At 71.2% G+C, this 17,433-nt stretch carries 21 protein-coding genes and 1 pseudogene; 16 read left to right on the top strand and 6 right to left on the bottom strand.

Features of this window, described 5'->3' with window-relative positions; all coding sequences use genetic code 11:
* Position 1 precedes the first annotated feature (1 nt).
* A complete protein-coding gene (gene sigJ / locus EER30_RS04545) occupies positions 2 to 862 on the top strand; it encodes an RNA polymerase sigma factor SigJ (RefSeq protein ID WP_127498502.1) in 861 nt (286 codons plus the stop codon).
* Here sigJ and EER30_RS04540 read toward each other — a convergent pair.
* Positions 842 to 1,348 carry a DUF402 domain-containing protein gene (locus tag EER30_RS04540; protein ID WP_127498501.1) on the bottom strand — a complete coding sequence of 169 codons (507 nt, stop codon included), beginning with the start codon at positions 1,346 to 1,348 and terminating at the stop codon, positions 842 to 844. The two genes, sigJ and EER30_RS04540, sit on opposite strands and share 21 nt — an antisense overlap.
* 55 nt (positions 1,349 to 1,403) lie before the next feature.
* Here EER30_RS04540 and EER30_RS04535 point away from each other — a divergent pair, with 55 nt between their 5' ends.
* Genes EER30_RS04535 through EER30_RS04525 form a run of 3 tightly spaced genes read left to right on the top strand, consistent with a single transcriptional unit; the run spans position 1,404 to position 4,614 of the window.
* Positions 1,404 to 3,431: an ATP-dependent DNA helicase gene (locus EER30_RS04535; protein ID WP_127498499.1), complete on the top strand. Its 2,028-nt coding sequence runs from the start codon at positions 1,404 to 1,406 to the stop codon at positions 3,429 to 3,431.
* Between the two features lie 5 nt (positions 3,432 to 3,436).
* The gene (locus EER30_RS04530) at positions 3,437 to 3,850 is read left to right on the top strand and encodes an NUDIX hydrolase (protein WP_127498497.1); all 414 of its coding nucleotides are present in this window, start codon (positions 3,437 to 3,439) and stop codon (positions 3,848 to 3,850) included.
* Entirely contained in the window at positions 3,847 to 4,614 is a 768-nt protein-coding gene (locus tag EER30_RS04525) for a hypothetical protein (RefSeq protein ID WP_127498496.1), read from the top strand. The genes EER30_RS04530 and EER30_RS04525 overlap by 4 nt, the downstream gene beginning before the upstream one ends.
* Here the strand turns inward: EER30_RS04525 and EER30_RS04520 are convergent.
* A complete protein-coding gene (locus EER30_RS04520; RefSeq protein ID WP_205650103.1) occupies positions 4,608 to 4,982 on the bottom strand; it encodes a DsrE family protein in 375 nt (124 codons plus the stop codon). The genes EER30_RS04525 and EER30_RS04520 overlap by 7 nt on opposite strands.
* Positions 4,983 to 4,996: 14 nt before the next feature.
* Between EER30_RS04520 and mtfM the strand changes: the two genes are divergently transcribed.
* The 10 genes and pseudogenes from mtfM to EER30_RS04480 all read left to right on the top strand — a co-directional run bounded on the left by mtfM (position 4,997) and on the right by EER30_RS04480 (position 11,152).
* Positions 4,997 to 5,101 (top strand): small membrane protein MtfM, encoded by a 105-nt coding sequence (mtfM, locus tag EER30_RS49565; RefSeq protein WP_284044707.1) that lies wholly within the window; start codon positions 4,997 to 4,999, stop codon positions 5,099 to 5,101.
* A complete protein-coding gene (locus tag EER30_RS04515) occupies positions 5,095 to 5,697 on the top strand; it encodes a heme-binding beta-barrel domain-containing protein (protein WP_240669747.1) in 603 nt (200 codons plus the stop codon). Before mtfM ends, EER30_RS04515 begins: the two co-directional genes overlap by 7 nt.
* 57 nt (positions 5,698 to 5,754) lie before the next feature.
* Positions 5,755 to 6,150 (top strand): Fur family transcriptional regulator, encoded by a 396-nt coding sequence (locus EER30_RS04510; RefSeq protein WP_205650126.1) that lies wholly within the window; start codon positions 5,755 to 5,757, stop codon positions 6,148 to 6,150.
* Between the two features lies 1 nt (position 6,151).
* The gene (gene ygfZ, locus EER30_RS04505) at positions 6,152 to 7,192 is read left to right on the top strand and encodes a CAF17-like 4Fe-4S cluster assembly/insertion protein YgfZ (protein ID WP_127498489.1); all 1,041 of its coding nucleotides are present in this window, start codon (positions 6,152 to 6,154) and stop codon (positions 7,190 to 7,192) included.
* Between the two features lie 15 nt (positions 7,193 to 7,207).
* Positions 7,208 to 8,041 (top strand): beta-keto acid cleavage family enzyme, encoded by an 834-nt coding sequence (locus tag EER30_RS04500; RefSeq protein ID WP_127498487.1) that lies wholly within the window; start codon positions 7,208 to 7,210, stop codon positions 8,039 to 8,041.
* On the top strand, positions 8,038 to 8,946 hold the full coding sequence (locus EER30_RS04495) for an asparaginase (protein ID WP_127498485.1): 909 nt from the start codon (positions 8,038 to 8,040) through the stop codon (positions 8,944 to 8,946). Before EER30_RS04500 ends, EER30_RS04495 begins: the two co-directional genes overlap by 4 nt.
* Positions 8,947 to 9,015: 69 nt before the next feature.
* Positions 9,016 to 9,444: pseudogene (locus EER30_RS48415) on the top strand (helix-turn-helix domain-containing protein); the annotation flags it as partial.
* A gap of 8 nt (positions 9,445 to 9,452) precedes the next feature.
* The gene (locus EER30_RS48410) at positions 9,453 to 9,887 is read left to right on the top strand and encodes a hypothetical protein (RefSeq protein WP_240669745.1); all 435 of its coding nucleotides are present in this window, start codon (positions 9,453 to 9,455) and stop codon (positions 9,885 to 9,887) included.
* Between the two features lie 66 nt (positions 9,888 to 9,953).
* Positions 9,954 to 10,268 carry a DUF2516 family protein gene (locus EER30_RS04485; protein WP_127498483.1) on the top strand — a complete coding sequence of 105 codons (315 nt, stop codon included), beginning with the start codon at positions 9,954 to 9,956 and terminating at the stop codon, positions 10,266 to 10,268.
* Positions 10,265 to 11,152 (top strand): alpha/beta fold hydrolase, encoded by an 888-nt coding sequence (locus EER30_RS04480; RefSeq protein ID WP_127498481.1) that lies wholly within the window; start codon positions 10,265 to 10,267, stop codon positions 11,150 to 11,152. The genes EER30_RS04485 and EER30_RS04480 overlap by 4 nt, the downstream gene beginning before the upstream one ends.
* A 48-nt stretch (positions 11,153 to 11,200) precedes the next feature.
* Here the strand turns inward: EER30_RS04480 and EER30_RS04475 are convergent, their stop codons facing one another.
* Entirely contained in the window at positions 11,201 to 12,226 is a 1,026-nt protein-coding gene (locus tag EER30_RS04475; RefSeq protein WP_127498479.1) for a hypothetical protein, read from the bottom strand.
* 172 nt (positions 12,227 to 12,398) lie between these two features.
* Between EER30_RS04475 and EER30_RS04470 the strand changes: the two genes are divergently transcribed.
* Both EER30_RS04470 and EER30_RS04465 read left to right on the top strand, forming a co-directional pair.
* A complete protein-coding gene (locus tag EER30_RS04470; RefSeq protein WP_127498477.1) occupies positions 12,399 to 12,830 on the top strand; it encodes a hypothetical protein in 432 nt (143 codons plus the stop codon).
* A gap of 383 nt (positions 12,831 to 13,213) precedes the next feature.
* Complete coding sequence (locus tag EER30_RS04465) at positions 13,214 to 14,026, top strand: EI24 domain-containing protein (RefSeq protein ID WP_127499355.1); 813 nt, start codon at positions 13,214 to 13,216, stop codon at positions 14,024 to 14,026.
* On the opposite strand, the gene EER30_RS04460 is transcribed toward EER30_RS04465, so the two are convergent.
* The 3 genes from EER30_RS04460 to EER30_RS04450 form a co-directional block, all read right to left on the bottom strand.
* Positions 13,991 to 15,016 (bottom strand): LacI family DNA-binding transcriptional regulator, encoded by a 1,026-nt coding sequence (locus EER30_RS04460; protein WP_127498475.1) that lies wholly within the window; start codon positions 15,014 to 15,016, stop codon positions 13,991 to 13,993. The two genes, EER30_RS04465 and EER30_RS04460, sit on opposite strands and share 36 nt — an antisense overlap.
* Positions 15,017 to 15,044: 28 nt before the next feature.
* Complete coding sequence (locus EER30_RS04455) at positions 15,045 to 16,430, bottom strand: GH1 family beta-glucosidase (protein WP_164842242.1); 1,386 nt, start codon at positions 16,428 to 16,430, stop codon at positions 15,045 to 15,047.
* A gap of 179 nt (positions 16,431 to 16,609) precedes the next feature.
* A complete protein-coding gene (locus EER30_RS04450; RefSeq protein ID WP_127498471.1) occupies positions 16,610 to 17,371 on the bottom strand; it encodes a maleylpyruvate isomerase family mycothiol-dependent enzyme in 762 nt (253 codons plus the stop codon).
* Between the last annotated feature and the right edge of the window lie 62 nt (positions 17,372 to 17,433).

Genomic DNA, 17,433 nt, shown 5'->3' with positions numbered 1-17,433 from the left:
CATGCCACCGTCAGCCGAGGCCTTCGAGGCCGAGCGCCCCCACCTCGTCTCCGTCGCCTATCGGATGCTGGGCAGTGTCGCCGAGGCGCAGGACGTCGTGCAGGAAGCCTGGCTGCGCTACACCCGTGCGGGCGACGACATCCGTGATCTGCGCGGCTGGCTGACCACCGTGACCGGCCGGCTCTGCCTCGACGTGCTCAAGTCAGCCCGCGTGTCCCGCGAGGCCTACACCGGCCAATGGCTGCCCGAATACTTCGTGGATCCCGACCCCGGCCCGGCCGGCCAGGCCGAGCGGCGCGACGAGGTCGGTCTGGCGCTGCTCGTCGTCCTCGAACGGCTCACCCCCGAGCAGCGGGTGGCGCTCGTGCTGCACGACGCCTTCGCGGTGCCCTACGGCGAGGTGGCCAAGGTGCTCGGCACGACCGAGGCCACTGCCCGTCAGCACGCCTCGCGCGGGCGACGGGCGGCTTCCGAGGGCGGCGTACGGCACAACGCCGGCCTGGCCGAGCAGCGGCGCGTGCTGACCGCGTTCCTCGACGCGGTGAACAGCGGAGACCTGCAGGCCCTGGCCGCGGTGCTCGCGCCCGACGTGGTGGCGATCAGCGACGGCGGCGGCTTCATGAGTACGGCGCTACGCCCGATCGTCGGCCCCGAGAAGGTCGCCCGTTTCTTCGTCGGCGTCGTGCACGGCGGCCGCATGGACGGGCTCGTGCTGAAGCCTGCGCTGGTGAACGGGACGGCCGGCGTCTACGCCACCGGGCCGCTGCGGGGCGCGCTCGCCGTGACCGTCGCCGACGGCCGCATCACCGGCCTCTTCCAGCAGCTCAACCCGGCGAAGCTGTCAGTCAGCGACCTTCTGTAGGAACTGGTGGTAGCGGGTGGCGAAGGGCTCGCTGCCGTCGCCCAGGGCCACCAGCAGTTTCCCGGCCGCGGCGCGCGCTTCGCGTACGAGATCGTCGGGGTAGCCGAACTGGCTGCGGTGCTCATCGAACTCGTCCTCGTCGCGCAGCTCGACCAGGCCGGTCGCCCGGCGGCGCACCACGTCGAGGTCGAGGTCGATGATGTGCACGGTGTCACCCTCCCAGCGCGCGGGAGTGGTGATGTCGCAGTAGACCTCGCTCGTGCGCGGCTGCGGGTTGAACATGCCCGTCCACCACGCGTGATGGGGGATGAGCAGCACGAACGGGATCTGCTCGACGGACGGGCGGCCGTGGTAGACCGACGACGTGCCCCGGGTCACGCCCACCCAGACACCGAGGTCGTCTTCCTCGAAGCGGCGGGCGGGATAGTCACGGTGGGCCGACCCGTCGTACTTCGTGTAGACGACCCGGACCGTGTCACTCGGCATGCGAGAACCCTAACGGTGGTCGGCTTCTGTCGGTGGTGGCGGGTACCGTCTGCCCGTGCCCGCAGCAACGAAGAAGAAGGTTACCGCCGAGCAACTCCTTCAGGCCGCCATCGGCGCGGTTCCCGGGGGCTCCTCCCGCCCTGGTCAAGAGGCGATGGTCGCGGCCATCGACAAGGCCATACGCGACCGTGAGCATCTTCTCGTCCAGGCGGGCACGGGCACCGGCAAGAGCCTGGCCTACCTGACCCCGTCGCTGCTCGTCGACGGTCCGGTCGTGATCTCCACGGCCACCCTCGCGCTGCAGAACCAGCTCGTCGAGCACGACCTGCCGCGCCTGGCCGCCGCGGTCGAGCCGGTGCTGGGCCGCAAGCCCACCTTCGCCGTGCTCAAGGGCCGCCATCACTACCTCTGCGTGGCGAAGATGGAACACGCCGACGAAGAGGCGCCGAGCGACACGCTCTTCGACGACGCGCCACCCAAGACCACCCAGTGGCTGGGCGAGGCGGGCCGGCTCGGCAAGCAGATCCAGCGGCTGCAGGCCTGGGCCGACAAGACGGCCACCGGCGACCGCGACGAGCTCGACCCCGGCGTCGACGACACCGCCTGGCGCCAGGTCTCGATGCCGGCCCGCGACTGCGTCGGCGCCCAGCGCTGCCCCTACGGCGCCGAGTGCTTCGCCGAGGCGTCGCGCGCCCGGGCCCGCGAGGCCGACATCGTGGTCACCAACCACAGCCTGCTCGCCGTCGACATGCTGGCCGAGCGGCACATCGTCCCGCCGCACAAGCTCCTCGTCATCGACGAGGCCCACGAGCTGGCCGACCGTGTGTCCTCCGCCTCCCAGGCCGAGCTGACCCCCGACGCGATCGAGCGCTCGTCGCGGCGCGCCCGCACCCTGCTCCCGCCGGCCGTCGTCGAGTCGCTGGCCGAGGCGGCCGACGCGCTCACCGTCGGCCTCGCCGAGACGCCGGCCGGCCGCATCACCGCCGACCTTCCCGACCTGCTGCGCCAGGCGGTCACGGTGACCGAGTCGGCGACCCGGGCCGGGCTCACGGCGATCGGCGACGTCAAGTCCGACGACCCCGACCCGGTGCGCAAACAGCAGGCCAAGGCCGCGCTCGACGACCTCAACGGCACGGCCCAGCGGCTGCTCGAAGAGTCCGACTTCGACGTCGCCTGGGTCGAGAAATCCGATCTGGGCAGCGGCCGCCGCGCGCTCGTGGTGGCCCCGCTCTCGGTCGCCGGCACGCTCGCCCAGGGTCTCTACTCCGACCGTACGGTCGTGGCCACCTCGGCGACGCTGACGCTGGGCGGCCGGTTCGACACCGTCGCCCGCTCTCTCGGCCTGCCCGCGGCGTCGCCCGCCGTGCCCGCCGCCCGCACCGGTGACGCCGCGGCCGCGCCCGTCTCCGGCGACGGCTGGACGTCGCTCGACGTCGGCTCCCCCTTCGACTATCCGCGCCAGGGCATCCTCTACGTCGCCGCCCACCTGCCCCGCCCGCAGATGTCCGGCCTACCTGACGCGGCTGGTGAAGAGCTGGTCAAGCTGGTCGAGGCCCTCGGCGGCCGTACGCTGGGCCTGTTCTCGTCGCGCAAGGCCGCCACCCAGGCCGCCGAGCTGCTGCGCGCCCGCACCGACCTGCCGATCCTGCTGCAGGGCGAGGAATCGCTGCCGGTGCTGGTCCGCAAGTTCCGGGAAGACAAGGCGAGCTGCCTGTTCGGGGTCATGTCGCTCTGGCAGGGCGTCGACGTGCCCGGCGACTCGTGCCAGCTCGTCGTCATCGACCGGCTACCGTTCCCGCGCCCCGACGAGCCGCTGGCCGCCGCCCGCGCGGCGGCGGTCGACGCGACCGGCGGGTCCGGGTTCGCCTCGGTCAGCGTGCCGATCGCGGCCGTGCGGCTGGCCCAGGGCGTGGGCCGCCTGATCCGCTCCACAGGCGACAAGGGCGTGGTCGCCGTCCTCGACTCCCGCCTCGAGACGGCCCGCGGCTACGGCGCCTTCCTGCGCAACTCGCTGCCCCCTTTCTGGTATACGACACGTCCCGAGGTCGCCGTCGGCGCCCTCACCCGCCTGGCCGGGAAGTGAGCCCCTTGCGTCACCTCGCCTGCACGTTGCTGGTCGACCGGTCGGGAGCGGTGCTGCTGCAGCTGCGCGACGACGACGCGCCTCGCTACCCGGGCGTGTGGGGTCTGCCCGGCGGCGGGGTCGAGCCGGGTGAGACCTTCGCCGAGGCGGCCGTGCGCGAGCTGTGGGAAGAGACCGCCCTGCGCCCGGCCGCGCCGCTCGAGCTCTTCGGCGTGCAGGAGAACCCGGTCGAGGGCTTCGTCAAGCACTACTTCCGCGGCCCGACGACCGCGGTCCAGTCCGATGTGGTGCTCGGCGAGGGCGCCGCGATGCTGTTCGTCCCGGCCGCCGAGCTGCTGGGTCGCGAGTTCACCCCCGGGACGGCCGAGATGATCGAGCGATTCCTCGCCTCCCCGGACTACGCGGCCCTGCTGCCGTGAAGCGCCGGTGGTGGTTGACCGGGCTCGTGTCGGTCTGGATCGCCGTGGTGGCCGTGCTCGCCGTCTGGTCGGTCGGCCACGAGCGGGCGACCGTGCCCGAACAGCGCGACCTCGACCTGGCCGTGACCGACCTGCAGCGGGCCAGCGGGGTCGTCTACGCGGCGGCGAGCGGTGCGGGCCGGGCCGTGCTGCTGGGGCCGGTCGAGTTCTCCGACGCCTGCCGGGTCACGCCCGTGCGGTCGGGCCTGGTCGCTGCGCGCACGGTGACCATCTATGTGCCGTCGGGGCAGGGCGTCGAGGTGGTCAAAGACATCGCCGCCCGCCTTCCGGGCGGCTATCAGGCCGACATCGGGGTCACCCACGCCGGCACCAGGGTCTCGCTGTTCGCCGACGCGGGCGACTTCATCGCGGTCGAGCTGAGCGGCGCGTCGGCCGCGACGGCGTTCTCGCTGCAGGTGTCGACCGGTTGCCGGCCGCTCGGGGGCGATAGCCGCCCGAGCGGCGCCGACCCGTCCGCCCCCGCTCCGGCCCTGCTGAGCAGCCTGGTGAACGGGCCGGGCCAGAAGCACGCGAGCACGGTCACCTGCCCGTCCGGCGGCGTGGCCGGCTCGTGGACCGTCGACGGGGTGACCGCTCCGCAGGTCGGCGAGAAGCCCCTGGTGGCCGACGAGACCGTCCGGGCCTACCGCCGCGGCGCCGACTCGGTGATCGTCCGGCCCGAGGGCGGCCGGGCGCGCGTCACCGTCAGCACCCCCTGTCAGTAAACGAGGGCCTGTGCCCCGTCCGACATGATCTCTTCGACGAAGACGGCCGCGCCGGCGATGCGGATGCCCGGCAGCACGTCGTCGGGCGTGATGCCGCGCCGGGCCGCGCACTGCGTGCAGGCCGTCACCCGGCCGGCCGAGAGCAGCAGGTCGAGCAGGTCGGGCAGCGGCGCCGCGTGCGGCAGCTCGAACTCGGCCGCCCGCCCGGGCAGTGCGAACCACGTCGACTCGCCGGTGAGCCAGAACGACACCTCGACCCCGGACGAGATCGCCGTGCTCGCGACGGTGAAGGCCTGGGAGCAGCGCTCGGGCGCGTCGGCCCCGGCGGTAGCCTTGACGACCAGCAGGCGTGACATGAGGGCCAGCATAAGATGGGCCGGTCATGGTTACGGAAATCGGGTTTGTGAGTCTGCTGGTCGCCGGTCTCGGCGGTCTGGCGGGCGGGTTCGGCTATCTGGCGATGCGGGTGTCGAGGGGGCGTTGGTGAGCGAGCAGGACAACCCTTTGGGTCCACCGCCCTGGCTGAACGCGCCGCCGGTCGATCCCTATCCCTACGAGGACACGCACGACCTGCGGTCCGGCCCCGACCTGCATCCGGCGCTGCTGGGCCTGCTGCCGTTCGTCGGCCTGTGGCGCGGTCGCGGCCAGGGTGGCTTCCCCGCCGAGAACGACTACGACTTCGCGCAAGAGGTGCGGATCAGCCACGACGGCCGGCCGTTCCTGCGGTTCGAGTCGCGCGCCTGGCTGCTCGACGACGAGTCGAAGCCGGCCGGTGAGTGGGCTGTCGAGTCGGGCTTCTGGCGTCCCGTGCTCAACGACGGCCGGGCCACCGACGAGATGGAAGCCGTGATGATCAACCCGGACGGCGTCGCCGAGCTTTACCTGGGCAAGGCCATCGGCACCACCCGCCTCGAGATGGAGGCCGACGCCATCGCCTACACGCCCAGCGGCCAGCACGCGACCGGCGCGAAAAGGCTGTTCGGCATCGTCGACGGAGCACTGCTCTACGCCCACGAGCTCGCGATCGACGACAGCGGCCTGCTGCCGCACATGTCGGCGAGACTCCTGCGGATCGGCGGCTGAGAACAGGGGCGGACGCGGCGTAACCTTCATGTCGTGTCCGCCACTTCTTTAGCCGCGATGCTCCGGGAGCGCGGCCTGCGACTGACCCCGCAGCGCCAGCTCATCCTCGAAGCTGTGCACGAGCTCGGCCATGCCACGCCCGAGCAGGTGCACAACCACGTGCGGGAACGGGCGGCCGGCGTCAACATCACCACCGTCTACCGCACCCTCGAGCTGCTCGAAGAGCTCGGTCTGGTCAACCACACCCACCTGTCACACGGCTCTCCCACCTACCACGCGGCGGGTGATGATCAGCACGTTCATTTGGTCTGCCGTGGATGTGGATCGATCCTTGAGGTCGATCCGAGTGTGATGCAGCCGGTGACCGACCGGCTGCTGGCCGAACGGGATTTCCGGGTCGACGTGGGGCATGTGTCGCTCTTCGGCGTCTGCGGAGACTGCAAGGAGCTGTGAGATGACGGTCGTGATGATCGAGGACCTCGATCCCTCGTCCGCCGACGCCGGTGTGCCGGCCCACTACGGCGACCCGATGCGCGAGCAGCGCACGCTGGCCACCGCCGTCGGCCTGGTCGACCGCTCGAACCGCGACGTGATCGCGGTGCCGGGCGACGAACGCGCGAGCTGGCTGCACACCCTGACCACGCAACACCTCACCGAGCTGAGCAAGAACCAGGGCACCGAGCTGCTGGTCCTCTCCCCGCACGGGCATGTCGAGCAGCACGCGCTGGTCACCGAGGACGGCACCACGGCCTGGCTCGACACCGAGCCCGGGGCGGGCGCCGGCCTGCTCAAATACCTCGAGATGATGCGCTTCTTCACGCGTGTCGAACCGCGCGAGGCCACCGCCGAGATGGCCGTGCTCTCGCTGGTCGGCCCCGGCGCGGCCGACGTGATCCCGGGCCTGGCCGAGGCGAAGATCCACGTCGTGCCGGGCGCGAAGTTCGCCGCGGGCGATGTCCCGCCCGGTGCGACCAGCCACTACGACGTACGGGAATTCGAAGGTGGTCTGGCTCGCCGGGTGCCGCTCGGTGTCGACCTGCTGATCCCGCGCGAGTCGAAGACGGCCGTGATCGAGAAGCTCGGGGTGCCCCTGGCCGGGCTCTGGGCCTATGAGGCGATCCGGGTCGAGCACCACATCCCCCGCCTGGGCTGGGAGACCGACCACCGCACGATCCCGGCCGAGGCCGACTTCATCGCCGCCGCCGTCCACCTCGACAAGGGCTGCTACCGCGGGCAGGAGACGGTCGCCCGGGTGCACCACCTCGGCCGCCCGCCGCGCCGTCTCGCCCTGCTGCATTTCGACGGCATCGCCACCGACCAGCCGCCCGCCAAGGGCACGCCGGTGGTTCGTGACGGGCGCGAGGTCGGCTTCGTCGGCACCGCCGTCCGCCACCACGACCTGGGCCTCATCGCCCTCGCCGTCCTCAAGCGCAACGTGGCCGACGGCGACGAGCTGCTGGTGGGGGAGTCCGTCGTAGCGGTCGATCCCAGCTAAGGCAGGATTCGGTCCATGACCGGGACCGTGATCACAGTGGCCCCCACCGGGGCCGAGAGCAGCAAGGCCGATGTGCCGGCGCTGCCCGTGACGCTCGACGAACTCGTGGCCACCGCCAAAGAGTGCGAGGCGCTGGGCGCCGCCATCATCCACGTCCACATCCGGGACGACGATGCCGAACCGACCCTCGATCAGGGTCGGCTGCGCGCGACCGTGGCGGCGCTGCGCGAGTCGACCGGCCTGATCGTGCAGCTCTCGTCGGGGGGTGCGGTCACCGACCCCGAGGCTGATCGGCTCGCCGTGCTCGACGCCGGCCCCGAGATGGCCTCCTGCACGATGGGTACGGTCAACTTCGGCGACGGCGTCTTCCTGAACCGCTGGGAGTTCATCGTCGACCTGCACACCCGCATGCAGGAACGCGGCATCGTGCCGGAGTACGAGATCTTCGACCTGGGCCAGCTCACCTCGCTGCAGCGGCTGCTGGGCCAACACGGCCTGCCGTTCGGCGGCCACGTGCACGTCGACCTGGTGATGGGCGTGCCGGGTGGCATGCCGGCCACCGCGGCCGCGCTGGTCGCCTGTGAGCAGGCGATCCGTGACCTGCCCGAGGGCACGACGTTCTCGGCCACCGGCATCGGGCGCGGCGCCATCCCGGTCATGCTGGCCTCGCTGAGCGCCGGCGGCCACCTGCGGGTCGGCATGGAAGACACCATCTCGTACGCCAAGGGGCGGCCGGTCGAGTCGAACATGCAGCTCGTCGCCCGCGCCGTCGGGTTCGCCCAGCTGGCCCAGCGCCCGCCGCTCTCGGCCCGCGACACCCGCGAGCTGCTGGGAGTCCCCGCCCGATGATCATCGCGGAAGTAGTGCGCTCCGGCTTCGTCGAGAGTGTCCACCACGGTTCGGTCGCCGTCCTCGGTGGTGAGAGCCGCGGCGACGTCACCAGCCCGATGTTCCCCCGCTCGTCCAACAAGCCGCTGCAGACCGTCGGCATGCTGCGCGTCGGCCTGGTGCCGCGCGACGGCGCCGACCTGGCCCTGATCAGCGGCAGCCACTATGGCGAGCCCTTCCACGCCCGCCGTGTCCGCGAAATCCTCGAGGCGGCCGGTCTTGAGGTGGCCGCCCTGCGGTGCCCTGCTTCGCTGCCGATCGCCGAGAACGCCCGCGACGCCTGGCTGCGGCAGGGCGGCGCCGCCGAGCCGGTGCTGATGAACTGCTCCGGCAAGCACGCCGGCATGCTCGCGACCTGTGTGGCCAACGGCTGGCCGCTCGACACCTATCTCGACCCGCGGCACCCGCTGCAGGTGGCGATCGCCGACGCGGTGGCCGATCTGGCCGGCGAGAAGATCGCCGCGACCGGGGTGGACGGCTGCGGCGCGCCGGTGCTGGCGCTCTCGCTGACTGGCCTGGCCCGCTCCTTCCAGCGGCTCGTCGACGCCGTACCGGGGTCGGACGAGCGCCGGGTGGCCGACGAGATGCGAGCCCACCCCGAGCTGGTGGCCGGCACCGGCGCCGACGACACCATGCTGATGGCCGCCGTGCCGGGCCTGCTCGCCAAGGGCGGCGCCGAGGGCGTGGTCGCCGTGGCCGTGCCGGGGAAGGGCGCGGTCGCCATCAAGATCGAGGACGGTGCGATGCGGGCCCGCACCCCGGTGCTGCTCGACGAGCTGCGTCGTCTGGGCGTCGACGTCCCCGTGCTCACGGAGCTCGTACTCGGTGGGGGAGAACCGGTAGGCGAGGTTCGTCCCGTCCGGTGACTCGTTTCACGCTAGCTTTTGCAAGCGTTTTGCTTGCAAGAGCTAGCACCCCGGGCTACCGTCGAACGCATGGCCACACCCAAGGATCTGCCCGAGGACATCGGCGGTTTCATCCGCGACCTCCGGCAGACCGCCAAGATCTCGCTGCGTCAGCTCGCCGACAAGGCGGGCGTGAGCAACCCTTACCTCAGCCAGATCGAGCGTGGCCTGCGTAAGCCCAGCGCCGAGGTTCTGCAGCAGCTCGCCAGCGCGCTGCGGGTGTCCACTCCCGCGATGTACCTGCGCGCCGGCCTTCTGGACAGTGAGGGCCAGCAGGGCGTGCTGGCCGCGATCGCGGTCGATCCCGAGCTGACGATCGCTCAGAAGCAGTCGCTGTCGCAGATCTACGAGACGTTCCGCAACGAGAACGCGCGTGACCGGCCGGCCGACAAGGCCGCCGAGCCCGAGTCCGAGACGACACCCGACGTCTCTGAGCCCGAGACCACTCCCACAGTCGAGGAGCAGAAGTGACCGACCAGACCAAGACCCGTTTCCCCGCCCCGCTCTACGCCGCCGCCGGCGCCGGTGACCTCGCGGTTCAGCAGCTGCGCAAGCTGCCCGCCGTGGTCAACGAGCTCAGCGAGCGCGCCGCCGCCTCGCTGCGCGTCTACAACGAGCAGGCCGGCACCAAGGCCGCCGAGCTGCGCGAGACCGCGTCCACGACAGACTTCACCGCGCTGCGGGGCAACGCCGCCAGCGTCGCCACCTCGTTCGCCCAGATCGCCCAGGACCGCGCTGTCGCGGCCTACACGGCGCTGGTCGCCCGGGGCGAGCGCGTGGTCGGCACCGGTGTCGTCGAGGCCGCCGACGTCGTGAACGCCGACATCGAGGCGACCGAGGCGCCCGCTGCCATCGAGGCCAAGCCGGCCCCGAAGCCGCGCAAGCGCACGACCACCAAGTGACAAACCGGTAACTCATGATCCGCGGGGTCCGGCCGGTGCCGGGCCCCGCGGCATAGACTTTCCCTCATGGCCTCCTCCGCGCCGATCTTCTACGCCGACGCCGTCGGCTATATCAACCTGCTCATCCTCATCTTCTCGCTGGTGATCCAGGCGATCGCGCTGATCCACTGCCTGACGCAGAAGGGCGACGGATTCCAGGCCATCGGCACCCTGCCCAAGGGCGCGTGGGCGGCGATCCTCGCGATCTGCATAATCCTCACGCTGCTGCTCAGCGGCCCGGTGGGCATCTTCAGCCTGATCGGCATCGCCGCCGCGCTCATCTACCTGCTCGACGTCCGTCCCGGCCTGAAAGATCTGTCGGACGGCAAAGGCTTCTGGTGAGGCGGCGGTTCGGGCCTCCGCCCCCAGACGGCGGCCCCCGCCTGCAGCGTCCCGACCCCACCGGTCCGCGCTCGGGCCGTCCAACCCTTCCCACGGCACCGACCGAGATCGTTCAAACCCCTTCCGGCGTACGGCTTGAGCAGCTGATCACCGGCGTCGGTGATCCCGTGACGGTGTTCGGCCACGGGCTGGGCGGCGACATCGCCGGCACCCGCCCGTTGGGCAGCGCGGTCGCCGGTCGCCGGGTCTTCTTCCACTTCCGCGGGCACGGCCGTTCCGACGCCCCGGTCGGTCCCTGGAGCTTCGGCGATCTCGCCTCCGACCTGCGCGCCGTCGCCGACCGCACCAGCGCCACCAGGGCGTTCGGCGTCAGCATGGGCGCAGCCGCGCTCGCCCGGCTGCTCAGCGAGTCGCCCGGCCGTTTCGAGCGGGTGGTCTTCTATCTGCCCGCGCCGCTCGACGGCACCCGCTCGCCGGCCGCCGAGACCCGTCTGGAAAGGCTGCTGGCCGCGGTCGAGTCGGGCGAGGCAGCCGCGATCGCCGCCGCGGTCGAGGCCGAGATGCCGCCGTCGGTGCGCAACACGCCGACCGGTTGGAGCTTCCTGCGGCAGCGCGTCGAGCAGCTGCAGCGCGACGGTCTGTCCCCCGAGCTGACGACCCTGTGGCACGAGCCCGCGGTGGCCGACGAGTCGGCGCTACGGGCCTTCCAGGGTCGCGCGCTGGTGATCGGTTGCGTCGGCGACGAGGTGCATCCGGCCGCCGGCGCCGAGCGGCTGGCCGCGCTGCTGCCCGAGGCCGACCTTCATGTGTACGACCACCCGGCCGTACTGTGGAACAACCGGCGCGAGCTGCGTGAGCGTGTGTCAGCGTTCTTGAACGACTGAGGGCCCGCCCGGTTTCCCGGACGAGCCCTCGATCGGCTACTGCGATGGTCAGCTGGTCAGCGTGAAGTCAGCCCACTTGGGCTCGCTGTAGTTTCCGACCTTGTCGTAGACCGAGTAGCCAACCTCGATCTTCCAGCCCTTGGCGAAGCCGTTGACCGGCACGGCCCACGTGCCCGAGGCGCTCACCGGCACGTCGGCGATCGCGGTCATCGGGATGTCATCACCGTTGTACTTGATCCAGTTCTTCCGGGCGAAGTCCCAGTAGGCGATGAATCCGACGTTGTTCCACTTGTAGATCCAGACCTCGGCGCCGTCGGCACCCGCCTCGCTGTCCCGGCCGGTGCCGCGCAGCGTCTGGTACGACTTGGCCGCGTTGGCGACGTTCTTGGCCGGCCAGGTGAAGCCCGCGGTGGGGGCGGTGGTGTCGTCGCGAACGTTGAGGGCGTTGGCCGTGCGTACGTTGGCCTTGCCGTTCTTGTTCTCGAACTGCACCGTCGGGGAGAAGGTCCCGGTCGGGTACCAGTGCCCCGCCTCGGTAGAGGCCGCGCCCTCCTTGAGGAGGGTGTACTCCCCGTCCTTCCAGTCGGTCCACGCCTGGTCGGCGTTCGTCGGCAGGTTGGTCGGGGCGAAGGTGGCCTCGTTGTAGTAGCCCGGGTACGTCCAGACCGTGCTGTTCTTCCAGCCCAGGGTGCCCGGTGCGTTGGTGATCGCGACCGTCGGAGAGGCCAGCGTCGCCGGCACCTCCGTCTCACCGTCATTGAGCTTGACGCTCACGGTGTAGGTCGCGGGGGTGTTGATGTAGGTGTGCGTCCACGATGTCTCGGTGCCGTTGGTCTCGACGCTGGCACCGTCACCCCAGAAGATCTTGCGGGTGACCGCATCGCCCTCGGGGTCGTTCAGGTCGTTCTGAGTCAGCGTCACGCGCTGGCCGGACCAAATCGCGTTGGCGCTGAGCGTGAAGGTGCCGGTGGGCGCTGCGCCGGCGGCGAGCGCCGGCGTGCCGAATCCGACGACACCCGTGGTTAGAGCCACGGTGAGCAGGGCCGGCAACCCACGACGGTAAACGGTTCTCATCTGTCCCCCGTTTGGTGTGACTCCCCAACCCGACAGAGGGGAGCCAGCGGACAGTACCGGCCCCGCACCTATTGATCAACCCCGTTCTGCCGGTGGGGCCGTAACCTTTCTCGGCTCTAGTTACGTTGTCTAGGGCGTGCGGCTATCCCCTAAATCAGTCTTTGTCGGACTCGTGACGTTAGGACTTCCCCTCGCCGTCGCGGTCGGCTGGAGCCTCGCGGCCCCGGCCAAGCGCCCCGCTGCAGTGGGCGTTCCCGGCGGCGAGGGCGTCCTGGGCGCGGCCCCGGCCAGGACGACCACCGAGCCCGTAGCCGTGCGCTACTCGGCCCACCCGCCCAGGCCCGGCCTGACACCTTCCGCACCGCCGTCTCCCGTCACGTCGGTCCCGGCCACCTCCCCGACGCCCACCTCCCCGACGCCCACCTCCGCCGTGCCCACCACCACCTCCGCGCCGTCCACGTCCCCGACGGTGTCGCCCTCCGACCCTTTGCCGCCGCTGACCCTGCCCCCGGTCCCGACCCCCACCGACCCCAGCGAGTGGCCCAGCGATCCCCCGTCGTCCCCTTCGGCGGCCCCGAGCACTGAGGTCTCCGTGACCCCCTGAACCTTGGCGGCGGCCGCTCCGCGAAGAGCCATGACCTCCGCGGGCGACCGTGTCGATCAAGTGGGGGGTCACGCCGGCCCGCGACCATCCGCAGTGCAGTCCCGTCCTGGTCTGTAAGTCTCCCGCCCGCCCGGGGAGTGGGCCGGACACTACGCGTCGGCCGGCGCTGGTGTTCCGAGTTGTCCACAGGCTCGGCGGGCGGCGGCCCTTCGCGTCCGGGCGCCGGTCTGAGTTGTCCACAGGCTCGGCGGGTGACGGCCGTCCGCGTCCGGGCGCCGGTCTGAGTTCTCCACCGGCACAGCCGCGCTTCGCGGCGGATTTACGTGGGCTGTTCTAGGCTGCCGGACGTGACCGCAGCGAAGCAGTTCTTCACCGGTGCCGGAATGCTGGCGCGTGGCCTCGGCCTGGTGCTGCGCCATCCCAAGCTGCTGGCGCTCGGGCTGCTGCCGGCCCTGATCTCGGGGCTGCTCTACGGCACGGCGCTGTTCTTCCTCGTCGACTACCTGCCCGAGCTGTCGGCCACGGTCACCTGGTTCGCCGACGGCTGGTCCGAGTGGGCGCGTGACGTCGCCCGCGTGCTCGGCGGCATCGCGCTGGTCGGTGCGTCGGTGCTGTTCGGTGTGCTCACCTTCACCGCGGTCACGCTGCTCATCGGCGACCCGTTCTACGAGCGCATCTCCGAGCTGGTCGAGGACGAGTTCGGTGGCGTGGCCGGCGAGGTGGAGGTCGGCTTCTGGCCGTCGCTGCGCCGCAGCCTGGTCGACTCGCTTCGCCTGATCGGGCTGTCGATCCTGATCGGTATCCCGCTGTTCCTGCTCGGGTTCGTGCCGGTGATCGGCCAGACCGTGATCCCGGTGCTGGCCGGGGCCATCGGCGGGTGGCTGCTCGCCGTCGAGCTCACCGGGGTGCCGTTCCAGCGGCGGGGTCAGCGGCTGCGGCACCGGCGGGTGGTGCTGGCGAAGAACCGGCCGCTGGCGCTCGGGTTCGGGGTGGCCGTCTTCTGTTGCTTCCTGATCCCGCTCGGCGCGGTGCTGCTCATGCCGGCCGCGATCGCCGGCGCCACCCTGCTCGCTCGAAAGACGCTCGGTCAGCCGGTCAGCGCGGGCGGTTCAGTGCAGGCGGCGAGTGCGGGCGCATCGGTGAACGCGGCCGGTGCGGGGTCAGGCGGAGTCACGGACCACCAGCTCGGTCGGTAGCACGACCGCGTCGGGCAGGCCCTCCTCGCCGTTGATCAGGCCGAGCATCTGGCGGGCCATCGTGCGGCCCATGTCGGCGATCGGCTGGCGCACGGTGGTCAGTGGCGGGTCGCTGTAGCGGCTGATCTCGAAGTCGTCGAAGCCGATCACCGCGACGTCCGACGGCACGCGACGGCCGGCGCCGCGCAGGGCCAGCAGGGCACCGTGGGCCATCATGTCCGACGCCACGAAGACCGCGTCGAGGGCCGGGTCGTCGGCGAGCAGCGAGCGCATCGCCTGGATGCCCGACTCGCGGGTGAAGTCGCCCACCGCCACGTGCTGGGCGAGCCCGGCCTCCTCGAGCGTGGCGCGATAGCCGGCGAGCCGGTCGATGCCGGCCACCATGTCCTGCGGCCCGGCGATCGTGGCGATCCGGCGGCGACCGGCCGTGACCAGATGGCGTACGGCCGCACAGACCCCGCCGAAGTGATCCACGTCCACATAGGGCACCGACGCGCCGCTCAGCTCTGGAAGGCTCAGCGGCCGGCCGCTGCAGATCACCGGGATGCCAAGGCGCACCAGCGTGCCGGGGAGCGGGTCGGCGCCGTGCATGGAGGCGAACATGACGCCGTCCACGTGGCCGGCCACCGCGTAGCGCTCGACCCGGGCGTGGCTGCGGTCCGAGCCGGCCATCATCAGCACGAGTTGCTTGTCGGCCGCCTCGAGCTCGACGCCCACGCCGCGGATGATGGCCGGGAAGAACAGGTCGTCCGAGAAGACCCGGTTGGCCGTCTCGGGCAGGATCAGCGCGACCGATTCGGTGCGCTGGGTGACCAGGCTGCGCGCCGCCTGATTGGGCACGTAGCCCAGTTCGTCGACGGCGCGGTTGACCGCCTCACGGATCGAGGCGGCCACCGACGTGGAGCCGTTGACGACGCGGGAGACGGTCGCCCGGGACACCCCGGCGCGGCGCGCCACTGCTTCCAGGGTCGGCCGCTCCCGCGTCACCACAAAAGCTCACCCCGCGTCGCCACAAAGCTCACCCTTCGTCAGTTCCCGGCGCAGCGATGCCGTTGCGCCGGATCACCTCCCGGTACCACTTCGCGCTGTCCTTCAGCGTGCGCTGCTGGGTCGTGTAGTCGACGTGTACGACCCCGAAACGCTTGCGGTACCCCTCAGCCCACTCGAAATTGTCCATGAGCGACCAGACGAAGTAACCCCGCAGATCGACGCCGGCCGCCAGGGCATCATGGCAGGCTCGCAGGTGACCGTCGAGATAGTCGACGCGGCGGGCGTCGTGAACGGCGCCGTCCTCGGACACTCCCTCGGGGTAGGCCGCGCCGTTCTCGGTGATCAGCAGCGGGATGCCGGGGTAGTCGTCGTTGATGCGCTTGAGCAGGCCGGTCAGGGCGGACGGCTCGATCAGCCAGTTCATGTCGGTGACGGGGCCGTCCGGCGCGCGCCACGCGATGCCCTCGCTGCCGGGCTGGTCGAGCGCCGCCGGGGCGCCGGGCTTGGCCGACACGTACGCGGGCTGGTAAAAGTTGATACCCAGCACGTCGAGCGGGGCGTTGATCGTGGCCAGGTCACCGTCGGCGATGTATGACAGATCGGTGAACCGGGACATGTGTTCGAGCATGTCGGCCGGGTAGCGCCCCTTGAAGAGCGGGTCGAGGAACATCCGGTTCGAAAGCCCGTCGATGATCCGTACGGCTTCCTGGTCGGCCGGATTCGTCGGGTCGACCGGCAGCGCGACCGACGGGTTGAGCGTGATGCTGACGCTCTGAGCGCCGGCCGAGCGCAGCGCCCGAGCGGCCAGGCCGTGGCCGAGCAGCAGGTGGTGCACGGCGGCGAAGACGGCGGCCGGGTCCTGCTTGCCGGGCGCGTGCACACCGCTGCCGTAACCGAGGTAGGCCGAGCACCAGGGCTCGTTGAGCGTGGTCCAGGTCTTCACGCGGTCGCCGAGCTTGGCGTACATGATCTGCGCGTAGTCGGCGAAGGCCTCGGCGGTTTCGCGGTTGGCCCAGCCGCCACGGTCCTCGAGGGTCTGCGGCAGGTCCCAGTGGTAGAGCGTGGCGACCGGGTCGATGCCCTGGCCGAGCAGTTCGTCGGTGAGCCGGTCGTAGAAGTCGAGGCCCTTGAGGTTGACCGGGCCGGTGCCGTCGGGCTGGATGCGCGGCCAGGCGATCGAGAACCGGTACGACGCGAGGCCCAGGCCCTTCATCATCGCCACGTCGTCGACGTAACGGTGGTAGTGGTCGCAGGCGATGTCGCCGGTGTGCCCGCGGTAGACGCGTCCCGGCGTACGGCTGAAGGTGTCCCAGATCGACGGGCCGCGACCGTCCTCCCGCGCGGCGCCCTCGATCTGGTACGACGCCGTGGCGGCGCCCCAGATGAAGCCGTCGGGGAAGGTGATCGCGGCCAGGGCCGGCTGGGCCGACGTGGAGGTGACGGTTGCCGTCATGACGTTCCCCGCTCCTGGTAAGAAACACACGGAAACACGAACTTAACCGGTTAATCGTAGGAGCGGAACCCGCTCGCGATACCTCGGTAAGTCGAATGTAAGCCCGGTGCCGGTATGAACCAGGGGTGATCTGCGGGACGTCAGCCCGTGCGCAGGGCGGTGACCAGGCGCGGGTCACCGGTCACGACCAGGCGATCTGCCGGGATGCGGCCCATCAGCATGAGCAGCAGGTCGCTGGCGGTGCCGGTCGCCTGGGCGCGGGCGTGGTGATCGTCGGAGTCGAGGATCGTGCCGGTGTCGAGCAGGGCCACCCCGGCCCCGCGCAACCGCACGAACCACTCGTAGCCCGCGTCGCTCGCGGCCAGGTGGACCACGCCGTGCAGATCGGTCGGACCCTTGCGGCGGCCGGCCGGCAGCCACGTGTCGAGCACCTCGCCCACGCCGTCAGCGGCCAGCTTGGTCTCGATGGGCGTGGCCCGCTCGGCGGCGGACTCGGCGTCCCAGCGGTGCACCGAGATCTCGTGGGCCATGCGGCGCTGCCAGAACGACACCTTCTTGGCCTGCGGTGCCCAGTTCCAGGCGGGGAAGTCGGCGTCGAGGGCCTCGAGCGTCTCGATCGTGCCGGTGAGCTCGCGGCGCAACCCGTCGAGGGCCGCGTCCCAGTCGGGCTGGGGGGTGACCACCGGGGCCTCGGCCGGCCGGTCGGTGACGCCGCGCGCGGTCGTCTCGCGCACCCAGTGCAGCTCGGACGTGAGGTGCTGGACCAGGTCGGCGACCGTCCAGTCGGGACACCCGGGCACGGCCACACCGGGGCCGGCCTGGACGACTGCGTCCTGCAGCGCGGGGCTGTCGGCGCGCAACGCGGCCAGCCAGAAGTCCTTCGTCGCGTGCAGCCTGTTCATCGCGATTCTCTCCGCTCCACCGGACCGCCGATGAGATCCCCGAACCGTTGAGCCTAGGGTGG

Source organism: Actinoplanes solisilvae, from assembly GCF_003999975.1.
In the GTDB taxonomy this organism is placed as follows: domain Bacteria; phylum Actinomycetota; class Actinomycetes; order Mycobacteriales; family Micromonosporaceae; genus Actinoplanes; species Actinoplanes solisilvae.
Note: the sequence above shows the minus strand (reverse complement) of the source record. Positions and strands in the feature narration are given on the sequence as shown.

Excerpts from the sequence above, each read along its gene's own strand:
- EER30_RS04450 (WP_127498471.1), bottom strand. The coding sequence starts at position 17,371 with ATGAACAGGCTGCACGCGACGAAGGACTTCTGGCTGGCCGCGTTGCGC.
- EER30_RS04520 (WP_205650103.1), bottom strand. The coding sequence starts at position 4,982 with ATGCTGGCCCTCATGTCACGCCTGCTGGTCGTCAAGGCTACCGCCGGG.
- EER30_RS04500 (WP_127498487.1), top strand. The coding sequence starts at position 7,208 with ATGACCGGGACCGTGATCACAGTGGCCCCCACCGGGGCCGAGAGCAGC.
- EER30_RS04485 (WP_127498483.1), top strand. The coding sequence starts at position 9,954 with ATGGCCTCCTCCGCGCCGATCTTCTACGCCGACGCCGTCGGCTATATC.
- ygfZ (WP_127498489.1), top strand. The coding sequence starts at position 6,152 with ATGACGGTCGTGATGATCGAGGACCTCGATCCCTCGTCCGCCGACGCC.
- EER30_RS04495 (WP_127498485.1), top strand. The coding sequence starts at position 8,038 with ATGATCATCGCGGAAGTAGTGCGCTCCGGCTTCGTCGAGAGTGTCCAC.
- EER30_RS04510 (WP_205650126.1), top strand. The coding sequence starts at position 5,755 with ATGCTCCGGGAGCGCGGCCTGCGACTGACCCCGCAGCGCCAGCTCATC.
- EER30_RS04465 (WP_127499355.1), top strand. The coding sequence starts at position 13,214 with ATGCTGGCGCGTGGCCTCGGCCTGGTGCTGCGCCATCCCAAGCTGCTG.
- mtfM (WP_284044707.1), top strand. The coding sequence starts at position 4,997 with ATGGTTACGGAAATCGGGTTTGTGAGTCTGCTGGTCGCCGGTCTCGGC.
- sigJ (WP_127498502.1), top strand. The coding sequence starts at position 2 with ATGCCACCGTCAGCCGAGGCCTTCGAGGCCGAGCGCCCCCACCTCGTC.
- EER30_RS04475 (WP_127498479.1), bottom strand. The coding sequence starts at position 12,226 with ATGAGAACCGTTTACCGTCGTGGGTTGCCGGCCCTGCTCACCGTGGCT.
- EER30_RS04540 (WP_127498501.1), bottom strand. The coding sequence starts at position 1,348 with ATGCCGAGTGACACGGTCCGGGTCGTCTACACGAAGTACGACGGGTCG.